This window comes from Burkholderia sp. Bp8998 (assembly GCF_003854235.1).
In the GTDB taxonomy this organism is placed as follows: domain Bacteria; phylum Pseudomonadota; class Gammaproteobacteria; order Burkholderiales; family Burkholderiaceae; genus Burkholderia.
Genome location: NZ_QTQF01000033.1, coordinates 42,252 through 56,034 on the forward strand (window position 1 = coordinate 42,252; position 13,783 = coordinate 56,034).

Genomic DNA, 13,783 nt, shown 5'->3' on the forward strand with positions numbered 1-13,783 from the left:
TTTTGGGTTCTTCGTGGATTTCCATGGACGTCGCTTGCCGACCCATTGCTGTCAGCTATTCCTTGGTCTGCTACGTCCGCTTCCAGCTGTCCAGCCGCCTTTCGTTCATGCGGGGCAATGGCGCTCGTTGAACTGTCGATATCGCGCGCTGCTTCGATCTGTCGTCGGTGGTCGTTGCAGTGCGCTATGCGAGCAGTTCACCGTCTTTCACTCGCTTCGATATTGCTGCAACCAAGTAGCTTGCTCGATGATCTTGTCTAGTAACCGTTCTAACCTTGAAATGTCGTAGTTTCCGCTACGGAGTGTCTCGGGTGTCTGTTCAAAGAAATGACGCATATACGTCTCCTTGAATTCAAGCGCCCCCTGCCACGCATCGATGTCTTTCTTATAGTTACTCCATCGAACAACCGCGGGCGGGTAAGTGGGCAGACGTAGATCTAGATAGCATTCAATCGCGGCGGCACGTCCGTTGATATCCGAGTTTTTGGTTCCTTCCGGACCGATGGCTGGGAAACTGCAAAACGCCTCGTCGTCCGGTAGAAGCATCGCGCGCATGTTGGCGGGCATGCTCAGTCTTTCCAGACGCCTTAACGCATCTAAGCCTTCCGCGTCGTTATCGAGGATGAACAACACCTTGTTTTGGATATCAATGCGAACGAGGCCTTCCGCAAACTTGACCAAGTTTCCGGTTCCCCAAAAAGGATGCTTCTCATCCACGTCGACAAAGCGAAAGAAATCGGCGACGTCGGGACGCAACGCTTCAAGGGCGAATCTCAGGATGCTCGAATCCGTCGATCCTTCAGTCGCTACCAATACCGTCTGTCGCCGACTCGTGCCCGGAGTAAATACCGAGACGGACGCCCATCCAGCCTCGACGAGTGGCCCATAGTCCCATGTGACTTGCTCGCTCCTGTTTTGCTCGCTAAGGCCAAAGACCTGGAGCATCGAGTAAGCGCTAAGCCGACAAAATTTCGCCTCGAAGTAACTCTTCTCGGACCAGAAAAGTTCCATGTCATACGCGGGGGGCAGCCTTTTGATTTCATCCGCGACCGCGAGGAATCGACCCTTGGAAATCGTATCCCTATCGGGATGGTCAAAGTCAATTTGGGTCTCGTCGAGGTCTGCGAGCGGATAACGGCAAGCCAGTTCACAAAACTCGTCGAAGGACATTAAATCGAACGTGCCGAGGCTATCTTCGTCGGCAAACTCACGTTGCTCGGCCAAAATAGCGTCGTACTCGGCGCGCGCCGACTCGATTGTATGGCCGAGCAAGTCTAGCCTCGGAAGCACCCGAGCGAGCGTTCGCGCTAACGCCTCGTTTCGATGCGACTCTTCATCGTCGGATACCAGTTCTATATGATCTGCATCCGGTTCATCGAACTCGTCGGTGCGCAGTTGAGTTCGGTCGCCTTCTTGAAACAGGCAGCCATAGTCTGGGCCGGGGTTATTCTTTGCCCCTGAAACTGAAACACCGCCGACTTCCAAATGTATTTCCGTGCCCAAGGCCTGCTCCCGTGGAACGCCACGCGTGGCGCAAAATGTCCCGTGAATTTTATCTGTAGTTGGGCGGCGTCTGAATGAAAAAGCCCCGGAGTATCTGGGGCGGCTTATTCGATCAGTAGGCGTAGGCGGCGAGCATGAGCGGGCTCGATTGCCAGCAGCGGACGCACCCCAATCAGGCAGCCTCTCCACCAGCCGATCCCGTCGCGATATCAGCGCCGTAACGCCAACCGCGAACGCACCAAAGCGACCCACTAAGGTCAAGCTTGACTGGCATGCATCCGGCGTATAGTGGCCGAGATCCGCCGCTCGAGTCCATCGAGCATGAGCTTAATTAATTCACCATTGCGAGGGTGGCGTCGACAATCAGTTGCATGTCCGCATCGGCGATTTTCAGAAGTTGCTGAAGCGTGACGATGCGAGTGTTTAACGCATGAACATGCTTGAGCATGTCGTCGGCCGAGAACGATTGTTTTGTACTAGCCCCGCCGTCGTATTTGACGAACGTCAATACGCCTGGAACTCCAACTATGATGTTTCCGTGCACCAGCGTGTTGCGCTGTGCGAACCCCTCGGTCTTGTTCAGAAGCTTGATTGCATCTTTGTGTGTGTCACCCTCCCGCTTCAATAGCGCACATAAAAGTTGTACACGTGGATTGAACTGCATTTTTCCTGTAAGGATAACTGCGTCGGTGGCCCCGATCCCTAGATTCTTCATGATCGCAGTTTGAACTACCGAATCCACAATGGACCATGTAACCATGAACATGCCATACCAAAAAACAACGTCCGTGTGTTGAAACGGCTGGGCATTTTGATTTGACGGTGCGGTTTGGGTCGATGTATTCATTGAAGTCGAATGTGGTTTAGTGTGCGGCAAGGAACGTCTCATGCCGATTCCGGGCAACTCTACATCAGCGTGCGCTACGAAACAATTTTCAGCCGGATGCTCACATTCTCTGGATGTCGGCTTCTGGCCGATCTCGGACCGACGTCAAAGGTCGCGCCGCATCCTTGGCGGCCGCGGACGCCGACGGCAGTTGCCGACCCGAAAGTCTACGAGTGTCCGCTCCGCGGTCGGTATGAGATGGACGTCCCGCTACGCGGGGTAGTACTTATCCCATAGTTTGTTCCGAAATCGGTTGCTCGGATCCAATTGTGCCTTGAGCGCGAAAAGGCGCGGCGAGTTGGGATAGGCACGTGCAAACTGGTCGGGCGTTGCGTGCAACTGATAGGGTAGGTAATAGGTGCCGCCGAGCGACAGCGCGGTGTCGATGAGCTCGCGTGTCCACATGCCAACTTCCTCACGATCCGCGGCGAACACCCGTTGCCAGTAATACAGTACGAATGAAAACACCTCCTCGCGTGCCCAGCCGAGCCAGGAGGCGTGATCGGCGGGCGCATGGCGAACGGAGACGTTGACAGCGTGTGCTCGATGCGTCTGCAGTATGGTGGCCATGCGCAGCACGAAGGCATCGAATTGGGCTATCGGCACAAAATACTCCTGCAGCGCATAAGTGGTGTTTCCGGTAGCAATGGGGCCGAGTGAGGCGACGTCCAGACTCGCCTCGTAATTGCGTCTCACGACCGGGTGGCTGAGGTAGCGCAACGGGTCGACCACATCGTTGCGAAACGACTCACCGCCAGGAAGCTTCGCCACGCCCCACATAACGGCTTGGTCGAATTTGTACGATTGCCCGGGCGGAACCAGTCGGTCTGAAATGGTCGGGGCTTTACCGGTGGAGAGCCAAGTAACGGAAGTGGCATAGTCGAAGCCAGGTGGCGCCAAATCGGCGTTGTGCAAGACGGCCCGTTCGTTCCCGCGTACATGGTCATTGAAAAATTTGGGGTAGTCGGCAACCGGCATGCTGTGTACTTGGCGCTCCATGACGACATTCGGCACGAGATCCAATTCAGTCTCAGTGATGACCCCTAGCGCGCCATAGCCGCCGATGGCAGCGTGGAACAGGTCGGGGTTGGTGTCGCGGGACGCGTCCACCACCGAGCCGTCTGCGAGCACGAGTTGCAGGGCGCGCACCGAGTTGATCACTGGGCCTGCCCTGACGTAGCGTCCATGGGCATTGACCGACAGTGCCCCGCCAACCGTGAAGTTGGCATAGCTTTGCATGATTTTCACTGAAAGGTCGTGGGGGTCGATGACAGACTGCAGCTCGCGCCACCGTATCCCGCTTTGCACGCGGACGACCCTGTCCTCAGGCAAGTAATGAAGCACTCGATTGAACTGACGCATATCGAGGTGCAGGCTATGCTCGGTGGCAGTCTGTCCGCCCATGCTGTAGCGCCCGCCGCCGATGCAGACCGGCCCAGCCCATGCGGCGAGCGCCTGCTGGACCTCCACCGTCGTATGCGGGGTGAGCAGGCGGTCTACGCGGATCGGGTTGAGGAGCGTCACGTCGTTGACGAGAACGCCTGATGGTGCAGCCCGCGACAGCGACGGCCGCAGCGTGGCGGCAGCGATACCGGCCATGCCGGCCTGAAGCAGCTTGCGGCGCGTGAGACTATGCAGCGCGTCTGACGCGGGTTTCGATTGTGCGTTGTTGTTCATTCGCGCGTGCTCCAGCCTGCGTCGCGCGGCAGCCTTTGGGGGCAATTCGCCGTCCGCGGACATGGTATCCCCGACAGCATAACTCTATACAACGGACGGTAGCGTCGCTGCTCGCGGTTACTGCGCAGACAACGGCTTGCCCTTGGTAAGCGGACCTTTGCAAGCGGATTGTGTCGGACTGCTCCTGGTCGAACCCGGAAGTTCGCTGCTGGCTGCCGATCGTGCGCCGCAGCATCAGCCGCCAACTTCCGTTGCCGACCCACAAGGGACATTCGTTACACCCGATTGCGGTCGTTCAACGTCGGAACGCTAGCGGGCATGGATTGCAGCCCCATTGCCGTCATCCTCTAAGTTCGTCCGAGTATGGGTTGCGCACAGCAACTCCGATTCCGAAGAACAGCGTCAGCAAGAATTCGATGACGCCAAAAAATTGCCGTTTAACGCCTCTATGGCCGCGCACAATCTCCGTCGTGCGATCGGCGACGATACAAAGCAACAACGACCGCCCGTGCCCGGCCTGCATGCATTGGGGAAGCGACTGGTGTGTCAGCCGACGCTGGCTCGCATAAAGCCACTTTCCAAGCACCAAGCGGGCGCGACGCGAATGCCCAGTGGCTGGTGCGTCGATTGTGGTGAATCTAGACTATTTATTGCGCGGCAGCGAACGGTAAAGGTTCCGCCATTTATTCAGGTTTCCATTCAACTCCGGGCTGACCTCCACAGCAACCTTCGCTGCGGCTTTGTTCGCTGCGTCAGTGGCATCAAAAAGTGCACGAAGTTCCTCCATTTCGGCCGGCGACTGAGCGAATTCCACAAAGTTTGGCAAATCTGCTGAATACTCACGTGCTATCCGGTCCAAGCTGTATCCCTGAGTTTCAGCGGTGACATGCATCATGATTGCGATCGCCATAGCGCCAGACGCATCACCTCCGGTCTTGCGCGCATCTTCGGTCGCCACTATCAGCATGGAAAACGTCCTCGATAGACGCAGCAATTGCATTCTTGACTTCGTCGCTTCGGGTGTGCTGGCCCGAGAATCGGCACCCGCCATCCCAGCGAAGAGTCGACCCATGCCCCGTCCGCCCACCGCCGTCAACTCCCCTTGAAACGCGAGGTAACGCTGTCCTACTTCTGATTCGTAGAACCGGATTAGCGTATCCGCACCATCACTGCTGAGGTGGTTCTCATAACTTCTGCCAATCGCCTCGGAATAGGCGTTCAGAAGAACCGGCGCTACCCGTTCCTTGTAATCGTCGGCCTGCGCTGTGCAGCCTTGAGAGATCACCGCTCGCATCTTGTCCCAACGTGGATCGCTGGGGTTCCAGTCTCGGTTGTTTGGATCGACCTCACGCAGGTAATGCTCGACGCACGTATTCACGCTCGCGGCGGAACTGCCACCTGGGGGATTGAATGCGGGCGCTTGCTCGAATTCGATCAGCCGCTTGATCTGAGCAACAGTCGCTCTCGAGCCAGCTGAATGCGTGTCTTCTGCCTTCGACGACGGTGCAGTAAGGGAGCCGTTCGCATCTGCTCCAGACGCAGATAAAGAATAGGCCGAGGCCGACAGGCCGACTTCAGTCGCCGAATTGTCAGAGCCGGTATGGGAGAAGGTCTGCTGCGCCAGCGGTAGGGCGACAAGTAACGTCAAGAGTACTCGGGCCCTGATCACGTTTCTCATTGTCATCTTCCCCCGTCGTTGCAAAACGATGGTTGATCAAATTGACGTCTTCCGGCTGCCACGGCGAACCAGCAGATACTATCCGGACCGAGCGAGGGTCTTGCGTGCGACGTCGCACAAGTTTGATCAAACTGGGACGGCACGGATTCGCGCAATGCACCGAACGGCGGTTCCTGGTCGAACTCGGAAGGCCATCAGCGCTTGCGCGACTGCTCACCTTGCTCGCGCGATCAACTTTCGCAACCGACCCGAAGTGGACATCAGAAATCTCTGCAGCGGTCATTCCACGCGGTTGATCGACAGTTATTCCTTCGCCGTGAACTCGAGCTTTACGTTTCCGGTGAAATCAAGCTTCTTCAGCGTCACACTTCGTGCCGATGCGGCAGTATGGTTAATCGAAAATAATACGTCTAGAGCGCGGTCGGAACGCCAAGCGATCTTCGGCGAAGGACTGTGATCGGCGAAATCGTCGCATTGGCCAGAATAGACCTCATACCTTTTGTCCCGCCGAGCCTGCTCCCGGGTTACAGAAGCAGGAAAAACGATGACAACCTGATCGCAGTGGGAGGCAAATGCATTTCCGCCCGCCCATGAGAGCGACTCTGCTAGGTATCGTCCGTCGGGGGACGTGTAAGACTGCACACCATCTGGATTCGGTTCTGCGAGCGATGAAAATCGGTCGCGCATGAACAGTTGAAGCACGGTCAGCGCTCCGATGACACTCAAAACGACGACAGCGAATTTTCCTAATCCGCGCAGCATTTATCGTGACTCCCAGGACGTTTTCCAAGTTGCACCGGCGTCGGCGGTACGATTGTCGACGATCTTGGGGGCAGTGTCGAATGACAAGTTCTGGCCGGCTACCGCCCGATGCGATTGCCGGAAATCGACCCACAAGCGACATTGGGCTGTCCACATAGCGGACGGTCGCGGGGGAGTCGCTATGCAATGGGTATAAACCGCCCCCATTGCAGCCGCCTATCGATCCAGATTCACCTACAAAGCATCCTATGGTTGTTGCTTGACTTCGTACGGCTCGTAATCGAGCTGCTCCCAGCGCTCAACCGTCTCGCGCACGAGGTCAGCCGCGCCCGCAACATGCGCGTCTCCCTCATGGCACAAGGTGAGGCGGAAATCTTGGGACTCGACGAAGATGTCACCACGGCCAATCTCGACGACTCCGGTCCGCTCCGCCTGGCAGACGAATTCCAGAATCTCGTCGACCTTAACACTGTGGTCCTGCCACATTTCGTCGATGGGAAGATTGCAGTCCCAGCCAAAACTTACCTGAGCCTCACGAATGCCAGCTTGCGTTAGCTTGCTGCTCACGCATGCGAGTTCGTCCAGCAACAATTGGCGATCCAGTGGTTTAGTCCTGTGTTCGGTCATATCGCCCCCAAGCAACGCAGATGCATCATGATGCTACACACTGGCGAGGCCGACGGCAGCTACTCCGACCATTTGCGCGTGCGCTCGAAATGACCGCTTGTGGCCGAACGCCGCCCTTCCTCCCCGGCATTCCGCGATGAACCTTTTTTTCACCAGCGATCCCGATCGGGCATCGCGTCGACGGCCATCGCGATCCGGTCTTCGAACAGGAAGTCCATGTGTTCGCTGGGCGACGCAATCTTCGGGAACTGCACGTAGTCGTGGCCGTCGATTTCCACCCACTTCGCGAGCTGGACGAGCTTCCGGTATCGCGCGGCGTCTTCGAGCACCGGGGAGATCGGCCACGTGTCGATGGTGACGACGGCAGCGTCGACGATGCGTTGCGCGAGCATCTTGAAGATGGGGCCGAGCGTGGCCCAGTCGCCCTCAGCACGAGACAACAGATCGAGGATCAACTGCGCATCGCATGCGCCGAGCTCACGTTCGACAAGTGTTTGCAGGTCGTTCTCGTCCGCCTTCGGACGGCTCAGGCGCCGGTTCCACGTTTCCGCGCAGCGCGTCTTGGCGGTGAGCTCGTCATCGCCGATCGGTTCCCACTGCGTCGACAAGCCGCAGCCGGTGCAATGGATGCAGACGAGCTTTTCGGTCAGCGGTGCTTCGGGCGGGCGCGGCAGCACGTCTCCCAGGCATGGCGGTCCGCCAAAGCGCCCAAACTGGCTGAAATCAAACGCGCGGTTCTCTCGGCAATCGATCAGCCGTTGCGATCGCCCGATCGTCGGCCGCCCTCCGCAGTGGTCGCAGGGATAAAGCTGCTCCAACATTTGTAATATAAAAATAAGGTAGAGACCGGCGCATTATTGCCGCTTTTTTGTGACAGACAAAGGGGAATTAAACGGAGAATGTCCCCATTATTAGATTCACGACTCGGTAACTTGCTCTCTTAGGCGGTTGCGGTCGACCAGACGGCCGTGCTGCGCGCGGCAGCTTCGACGCGCTCCAGGTACCGAAGATAATCGTCGGTATCGCGTCGGGTAACGGTCGTCGGAATGATGGCCACGGTGCGCTCGTCGCTCGTCGCGCGAGCGAAAATCCGGTGGATCGAGTCCGTCTGATCGACGATCCAGAAATTCCACTGGCGGACGAAATGCCACCAGGTGCGCGCCCGCTCCAACTCGGCCCACGTCGCACTGAACTCCAGCACCGCGCCGAGGTTCGTGAAGAACGTGCACCGAATGCCGTCATCGTCGGCGGCCGCGACTACCACCTGGCGGCCGCGCGAGATCGAGCCGGCTTCGCGCCATGCCATCGACAGGGCGGGAAAGCGCGGCGCCCAGTCGTGGGAACGGGAGACGGCGCGGTCGAGAAAGAGTGATTTGCCTTGCATATCGGCCTCCATGGGCATTGAGCATGCATCCATCTTGCCCGCAGCTACGCAATGTCAAGGTGCGTCGCCGCCGGTAGGCTAAAGCGTGCCCGTCGCAATGCCGTAATCACTGGGTATTGCAACCGTTTGAGCCTCCTACATGAAGCTGCCGAAGTCCGCGATTCGATCCAAGTCCGATCTGTTGCCCATCCCTGCCGCGGATCGTGACGGGATCGCACTCGAGTGCTATCTCGCGCTGAGCACGCTTCGGGCCGGTCAGGGCGATCGCCATACGCTGGCCGTGCTGACCAATGCGCTCGTCGCCGCGTATTTCCTGTTGGAGGCGGGGGTAGGTGATGGAAGCGAGAGTCGGGCGACGTTAGCGGGCGCGCAGGACGCGATCAACGAAATCGACTCGGATGCGGTGATCGCAGGACGAGGTGCGGTGACACCGAGTTCCTCGGCAGGCGCGATCGGTGGGTTGCTGGCGCTCTACGATCGGCAGCTGAGACGGGCGCCGCGCGCGACGGTGGCCCGGATCGTTGCGCAGGTGAATGCATATTGGCGAAAATCGTCCGGGGCGCCGAGTGAGCAGGAGCGGCTCGCGGCCTAGGCAGAACAATGACGGGGCGACGCGCGGTGGTTCCGCATGCTCAAGGTCCCGGATACCAAGCCGTAAACCCGGTTGGAAAATTGGATTTTTTCTCCTCGTTGTACTCCACCTCGCCCCGCACTTGGTATCCAAGGCGGGGTTCTTTTTTAGCTCCAGTTCAATCGGTCATCGCGCATTGCGCTTGGCCGGCTCGGACGGGTTGTATTCGCGACCGGTCGCCTTCTCGGTCAGAAACCATTGGCCGCTCGACAGGCGGGTGACGTGGCAAAAAGGGAACCGCTGCTCCATCAGTATTTTCTCGTTGGCGTCGCGTTGGTCGCGCCAATGTCCAATGAGTCGAAGAATTTCCCCGATCGCCCACCCGCAGGCGAACAATCCTGCCAATGCGCATCCGCAGATCATCGTGGTGTGGGGGCTGAGCCGAGTGAAGACCATCAGAAGGTCAACGATTAGCATGACGATGATCGTGATTGGAACAAGACGTTGCATGAAGGTTTTGGGCTCGAATTGGAAGTTCCCAAAGGCAAGCCGGTTGGCGTGAGGACCAGCCGGGCTTAGGAATGTGGTGTCTTTGCGTGTCTAGAGGTTGCACTCCTGCATCGTGCCGTCGACCGCGCAGTTGACCTGCTATGCGACATCGAACGGAACGTGGCTGCTCCTGAGAACGAGACGCTGGGCCAACAGGCCGCCAGTTCGATTTTGGCCAGTGGCCACCACGTGCTCAGTCGGAAAGACACGTCAATTCGGTCAGCTTTCTCGGAACCGTCATAGGAGGGCGTCGAAGCTGCGAAAGCTATACGTTTTTCTCGAGCTTTCTGGGTTTGCCCCCTCAACCGGTTGAGCTGGATGGCGTCTTGCCTAAAAAGTGTGCAGGGGGCTCTCCGTCACGCCCGGTGCGGTCTTCCGGGACTTTTCCACAACGTTGTTCAGGGAAATTGTGAGTATCTTGCTCGCGTTCCCCTACGCGCGGCTGGCAAAAGCCCATGTGATATCCCGCCCATTGCCCGGCCAGTGGCGGGCGACCACGCGATACGATCCATCCACCTACCGCGTCATTGACGCATCGACCAAAGTCCGCCGCCGGCGGCCTTCCATATCACCCAGACGGGACCACTCCCGTCGGGCGTGCACTCCCGTTGATCCTGGAGAGCACCATGTCCCATCTGTATATCTGCGCCCGCGAGGTGCTCGCATGAGCCGCAAGAGCGCAGAACGCAAGCACGACCAGACCGCGGACCCGTATCAGCGCGCGTTTGTGCAAATGATTAAGGCTTTCTCGTACGGCCAGCACACGCATACGGTGTTTGCCGACTTCGTCGAGTTGGCCGCGCTGTCGATCAGCAACAGCGTCGATCGCACGCAGTTTGAGGCGCGCGAGAAGCGTTACCTGGAAATCGTCGGGAAGTACAAGCGCGAAGACGTCGAGCGGTTTCCCCGCATGCTCGGTGCGCTGACGCTGTCATTCGAGCATCGGATGCAGGTGTCGGAGAAAGCCGGGACGGACGCGGTACCTGTCTTTGAATGTATGACCGACGTGCTCGGCGAGACCTACATGATGCTGGAGCTGGGGAATGCCCGGGCAGGGCAGTTCTTCACCCCGTACCACGTGTCGCGCCTGATGGCGATGATGACGACCGGCGACGGTCAGCCGCACATCCGGCAGCACGGATTCCTGCGGATGCAGGAGCCGGCGTGTGGTGCCGGCGGCATGGTCATCGCGACGGCCGAGTCGCTGGCGGCCGCTGGTCACAACTATCAGCAGACGATGCATGCGACCTGCGTCGACATCGACCCGGTTTGCGTACACATGGCCTATCTGCAGCTGTCGTTGCTGCATATCCCCGCGATCGTCGTGCACGGCAACACGCTCACTGGCGAGGTATGGGGCGTCTGGTATACGCCGGCTCACGTCATGGGCGGCTGGCGATGGAAACTGCGTCGACGCGAGCGCGAGCTGGCCGAAGCGGCGCGTGCGCTCGGGGCGGAGATGGGGGGCACCCCGCCCGCCGACGGCGTGCCCGAGCCTGAGCCGGAGATTATCGACGCGATCGAGTCGTCCGTGTCGACGCCTCTGGTCGATGACGAAGACGGTGATGTCGCCGTCGCCGAGCCGGAAGTGATCTCAGCACGCGCTTATGACCGAGGGACGATCTTCGACCTGTTCGAGGACGCTGTCGAACAGACGAGTCCCGCCGCGATCTTTGCGGCGATCGACCAGATGACGTTGTTCTAGCGGCCATCTCTTGAACCCAGCCCGATCCTCGTGATCGGGCATTTTTTTTGAAAGCTGAGCCGAAATTCCGGGCTTTCTCGTCTCCGGCTGAAATTTCGCGCGGTATCGTTGTCCCATCTATCGCGTCACTGACGCATCGACCCCGCCGGCTCCGCCGGCAATTCATTGCCTATCAACCCCATCGGGAACCACTTCCGACGGGGGGCAGGTTCCCACTCTGGAGAACCTGTCATGCAACACGCCAACCTTCAACAACCCACCGTTCCCCTCGGTCGCATCGTCCTCGGTCCGAACCCTCGAACCTACTTCGATGACGCCGAGATGGACGAGATGCGAGCGTCCATCCGCGCGCGCGGCGTCGATACACCCGTGCTCGTGCGTCCGCTCGACGACGATACGTTTCAGCTGATCGCCGGCGGACGCAGGTACAAGGCCGCGATGGACGTTCACGGCGAGACCTATGACATGCCGGTGTCGATCAAGTACGTCGACGAGATCGAGGCCGAGGAAATCGCGCTGGTGGAAAACATCCAGCGTGCGGACATGTCACCTGGCGAAGAGGCGGTCGCCGCGGCCAAGATGGTCGGCCGCTGCAAGGGCGACCGGGAAGACGCCGCCCGTCGCATCGGCTGGAGCCTTCCGACGCTCAACAGCCGGCTCGCGCTCATGAACTGCAGCGCGAGCGTGCTGGAAGCGCTCAATACGCGGAAGATCAATCTCGGCCACGCCGAGCTGCTCGCGGCCATTTCGAAAGAAAATCAGGACAAGGTGTTGCCCGTCATTGTCGATGAGAAGCGGACGGTCGCCGACGTGAAGAAGCTGGTCGAGTCCGTGTCGTGCTCGCTGAACGCGGCGATCTTCGACAAGGAACAGTGCACCAGCTGCCCGCACAACTCGTCCACGCAGTCTGCACTGTTTGGCGAGTCGATCGCGGACGGCAACTGCACCAACCGCGGCTGCTACAACGAAAAGTCCGAGAAGCAACTCGAAGTGATCGCCTCCGGCATTCGCGACGAGTTTCCGCTCGTTCGGATCGTGCGTCCCGGCGACAACCACACCCGCGTGCAAATTGCGGTCGATGGACCCAATGGTGTGGGCGAAGACCAGGCGAAGGCTTGTCACTCGTGCCAGAACTATGGCGCCGCGGTGAGTGCGTTGCCGGATTCGATCGGCAAGGTGTTTCGCGGCCAATGCTTCGATACCGTGTGCAACATGAAGAAGGTTGCGGCACGGATTCAAGCGGCGAAGGCGGCGAAGCAGCCTGCGGCAACCGCGAATGCGGGGGCTGCGACCGACAAGGGCGCCGCGAAGGCGAGCGGCTCGAAGTCCGAGCCGGCAGCCGTCACGGTCGTCGCGGAATCCGACAAGGTGAAGCAATACCGTGTCGCCGTCTGGCGCAAGGCACTTCGCCGCGATATCGGGACAAACGGCTTGCTCGCACGCCAGTACCTGATCGCGATCGTCCTGGCCGGATACGCCCGGCAGATCAAGGATGACACCTTCCGGCTCGTGTTCGAGAAGATGACCGAGGAGAAGGTACCGTCTGGCGATCTCGCGAAGGCGATCGATCTGGTGCAAGCGACGAGCGAGCAGCAACAGGTGGATCTCGTGACCGGCATGCTGCTTTCCGCGATCGAAGGTCTCGACGTGCTGTACCTGACCCAGCTTTGCAAGCAACACAAACTGGATCTGGCGAAGCATTGGAAGCTCGACAAGACCTTCCTCGAACTGTTGACCAAGGCCGAGATGATGGTCGTGGCTGACGAAATCGGGCTGCGCATTGCGATGGGCGACGACTTCAAGAAGGTGTTCTCGAAGTCGAAGTCGGAAGTAATCGAGGCGCTGCTTAATGTCAGCGGTTTCGACTACGCCGGCAAGATTCCGAAGGTCCTCAAGTTCTGACATGCGGGGCGGCCGTGCGCCGTTCCCGTCCTTCATTTGCGCCGCCATCGTGCGGCGCTTTTTCATTTTCCGGAGATTTCCATGTTTCAAGCACTTGAACCGCTGATTCGTTCGGCTGGAAAGTTGACGCTGTCACTCGCGATGGACGGCGACAACGTGGTGGTGTTCCTGACGCCGCAAGGTGGGAAGGACGCCACGCTGCGTCAACCGCTCATCCTGAAGGCGCCGGCTGCGGAGCTGGACGAAGGGTTCGCCGCGGCGGTCACCTCCTACTCGACGGCGCATAAGTCGCTCGAGGAGCAGGTGGCGGCAACGAACGCGATCCTGGACGAGCAGAAGGCTACGCAGGTGACGAAGGCGCAGAAGGCCCTGACCAAGGGTTCGAAGGTGCCGGCGGCCGGCGCAGCAGGCGGTGCCAATGACGACGACAACGACAACGACGACGACGGCGATCAGCCGGCACCGTCCGTGCCGCAGGATTCCGTGGCTGAGTCGAAGCCGGCAGGCACCGATCTCGCGTCCTTGCTCATTTAAGGAGA

General features: G+C 59.2%; 13 protein-coding genes. 4 read left to right on the plus strand and 9 right to left on the minus strand.

Going from position 1 to position 13,783, the window contains the following annotated elements; genetic code table 11:
• Nucleotides 1-207: 207 nt before the first annotated feature.
• The 8 genes from DIE06_RS27755 to DIE06_RS27790 form a co-directional block, all read right to left on the minus strand.
• A complete protein-coding gene (locus tag DIE06_RS27755; RefSeq protein ID WP_311767644.1) occupies nt 208-1,755 on the minus strand; it encodes a HEPN/Toprim-associated domain-containing protein in 1,548 nt (515 codons plus the stop codon).
• 79 nt (nt 1,756-1,834) lie between these two features.
• The gene (locus tag DIE06_RS27760; protein ID WP_124664133.1) at nt 1,835-2,350 is read right to left on the minus strand and encodes a hypothetical protein; all 516 of its coding nucleotides are present in this window, start codon (nt 2,348-2,350) and stop codon (nt 1,835-1,837) included.
• A 249-nt stretch (nt 2,351-2,599) separates the two neighbouring features.
• Entirely contained in the window at nt 2,600-4,066 is a 1,467-nt protein-coding gene (locus DIE06_RS27765) for an FAD-binding oxidoreductase (RefSeq protein ID WP_260433793.1), read from the minus strand.
• A gap of 643 nt (nt 4,067-4,709) precedes the next feature.
• The gene (locus DIE06_RS27770; protein WP_124664134.1) at nt 4,710-5,714 is read right to left on the minus strand and encodes a DUF2059 domain-containing protein; all 1,005 of its coding nucleotides are present in this window, start codon (nt 5,712-5,714) and stop codon (nt 4,710-4,712) included.
• A gap of 333 nt (nt 5,715-6,047) precedes the next feature.
• On the minus strand, nt 6,048-6,506 hold the full coding sequence (locus DIE06_RS27775; protein WP_124664135.1) for a hypothetical protein: 459 nt from the start codon (nt 6,504-6,506) through the stop codon (nt 6,048-6,050).
• A gap of 246 nt (nt 6,507-6,752) precedes the next feature.
• Nucleotides 6,753-7,097, minus strand: a complete 345-nt coding sequence (locus DIE06_RS27780) for a hypothetical protein (protein ID WP_124664136.1) — start codon at nt 7,095-7,097, stop codon at nt 6,753-6,755.
• A 185-nt stretch (nt 7,098-7,282) separates the two neighbouring features.
• Complete coding sequence (locus DIE06_RS27785) at nt 7,283-7,954, minus strand: Lar family restriction alleviation protein (RefSeq protein WP_124664137.1); 672 nt, start codon at nt 7,952-7,954, stop codon at nt 7,283-7,285.
• Nucleotides 7,955-8,073: 119 nt separating this feature from the next.
• The gene (locus DIE06_RS27790) at nt 8,074-8,535 is read right to left on the minus strand and encodes a hypothetical protein (protein ID WP_260433794.1); all 462 of its coding nucleotides are present in this window, start codon (nt 8,533-8,535) and stop codon (nt 8,074-8,076) included.
• 121 nt (nt 8,536-8,656) lie between these two features.
• On the opposite strand from DIE06_RS27790, the gene DIE06_RS27795 reads away from it, so the two are divergent.
• Entirely contained in the window at nt 8,657-9,109 is a 453-nt protein-coding gene (locus tag DIE06_RS27795) for a hypothetical protein (RefSeq protein WP_124664138.1), read from the plus strand.
• 165 nt (nt 9,110-9,274) lie between these two features.
• Here the strand turns inward: DIE06_RS27795 and DIE06_RS27800 are convergent, their stop codons facing one another.
• Nucleotides 9,275-9,598 carry a hypothetical protein gene (locus tag DIE06_RS27800; protein ID WP_124664139.1) on the minus strand — a complete coding sequence of 108 codons (324 nt, stop codon included), beginning with the start codon at nt 9,596-9,598 and terminating at the stop codon, nt 9,275-9,277.
• A gap of 703 nt (nt 9,599-10,301) precedes the next feature.
• Between DIE06_RS27800 and DIE06_RS27805 the strand changes: the two genes are divergently transcribed.
• The 3 genes from DIE06_RS27805 to DIE06_RS27815 all read left to right on the plus strand — a co-directional run bounded on the left by DIE06_RS27805 (nt 10,302) and on the right by DIE06_RS27815 (nt 13,778).
• Nucleotides 10,302-11,342 carry an N-6 DNA methylase gene (locus DIE06_RS27805; RefSeq protein ID WP_124664140.1) on the plus strand — a complete coding sequence of 347 codons (1,041 nt, stop codon included), beginning with the start codon at nt 10,302-10,304 and terminating at the stop codon, nt 11,340-11,342.
• A 231-nt stretch (nt 11,343-11,573) separates the two neighbouring features.
• Nucleotides 11,574-13,244, plus strand: coding sequence for a PRTRC system ParB family protein (locus DIE06_RS27810; RefSeq protein WP_124664141.1), 1,671 nt, complete (start codon nt 11,574-11,576; stop codon nt 13,242-13,244).
• 81 nt (nt 13,245-13,325) lie between these two features.
• Complete coding sequence (locus tag DIE06_RS27815) at nt 13,326-13,778, plus strand: PRTRC system protein E (protein WP_124664142.1); 453 nt, start codon at nt 13,326-13,328, stop codon at nt 13,776-13,778.
• Nucleotides 13,779-13,783 lie beyond the last annotated feature (5 nt).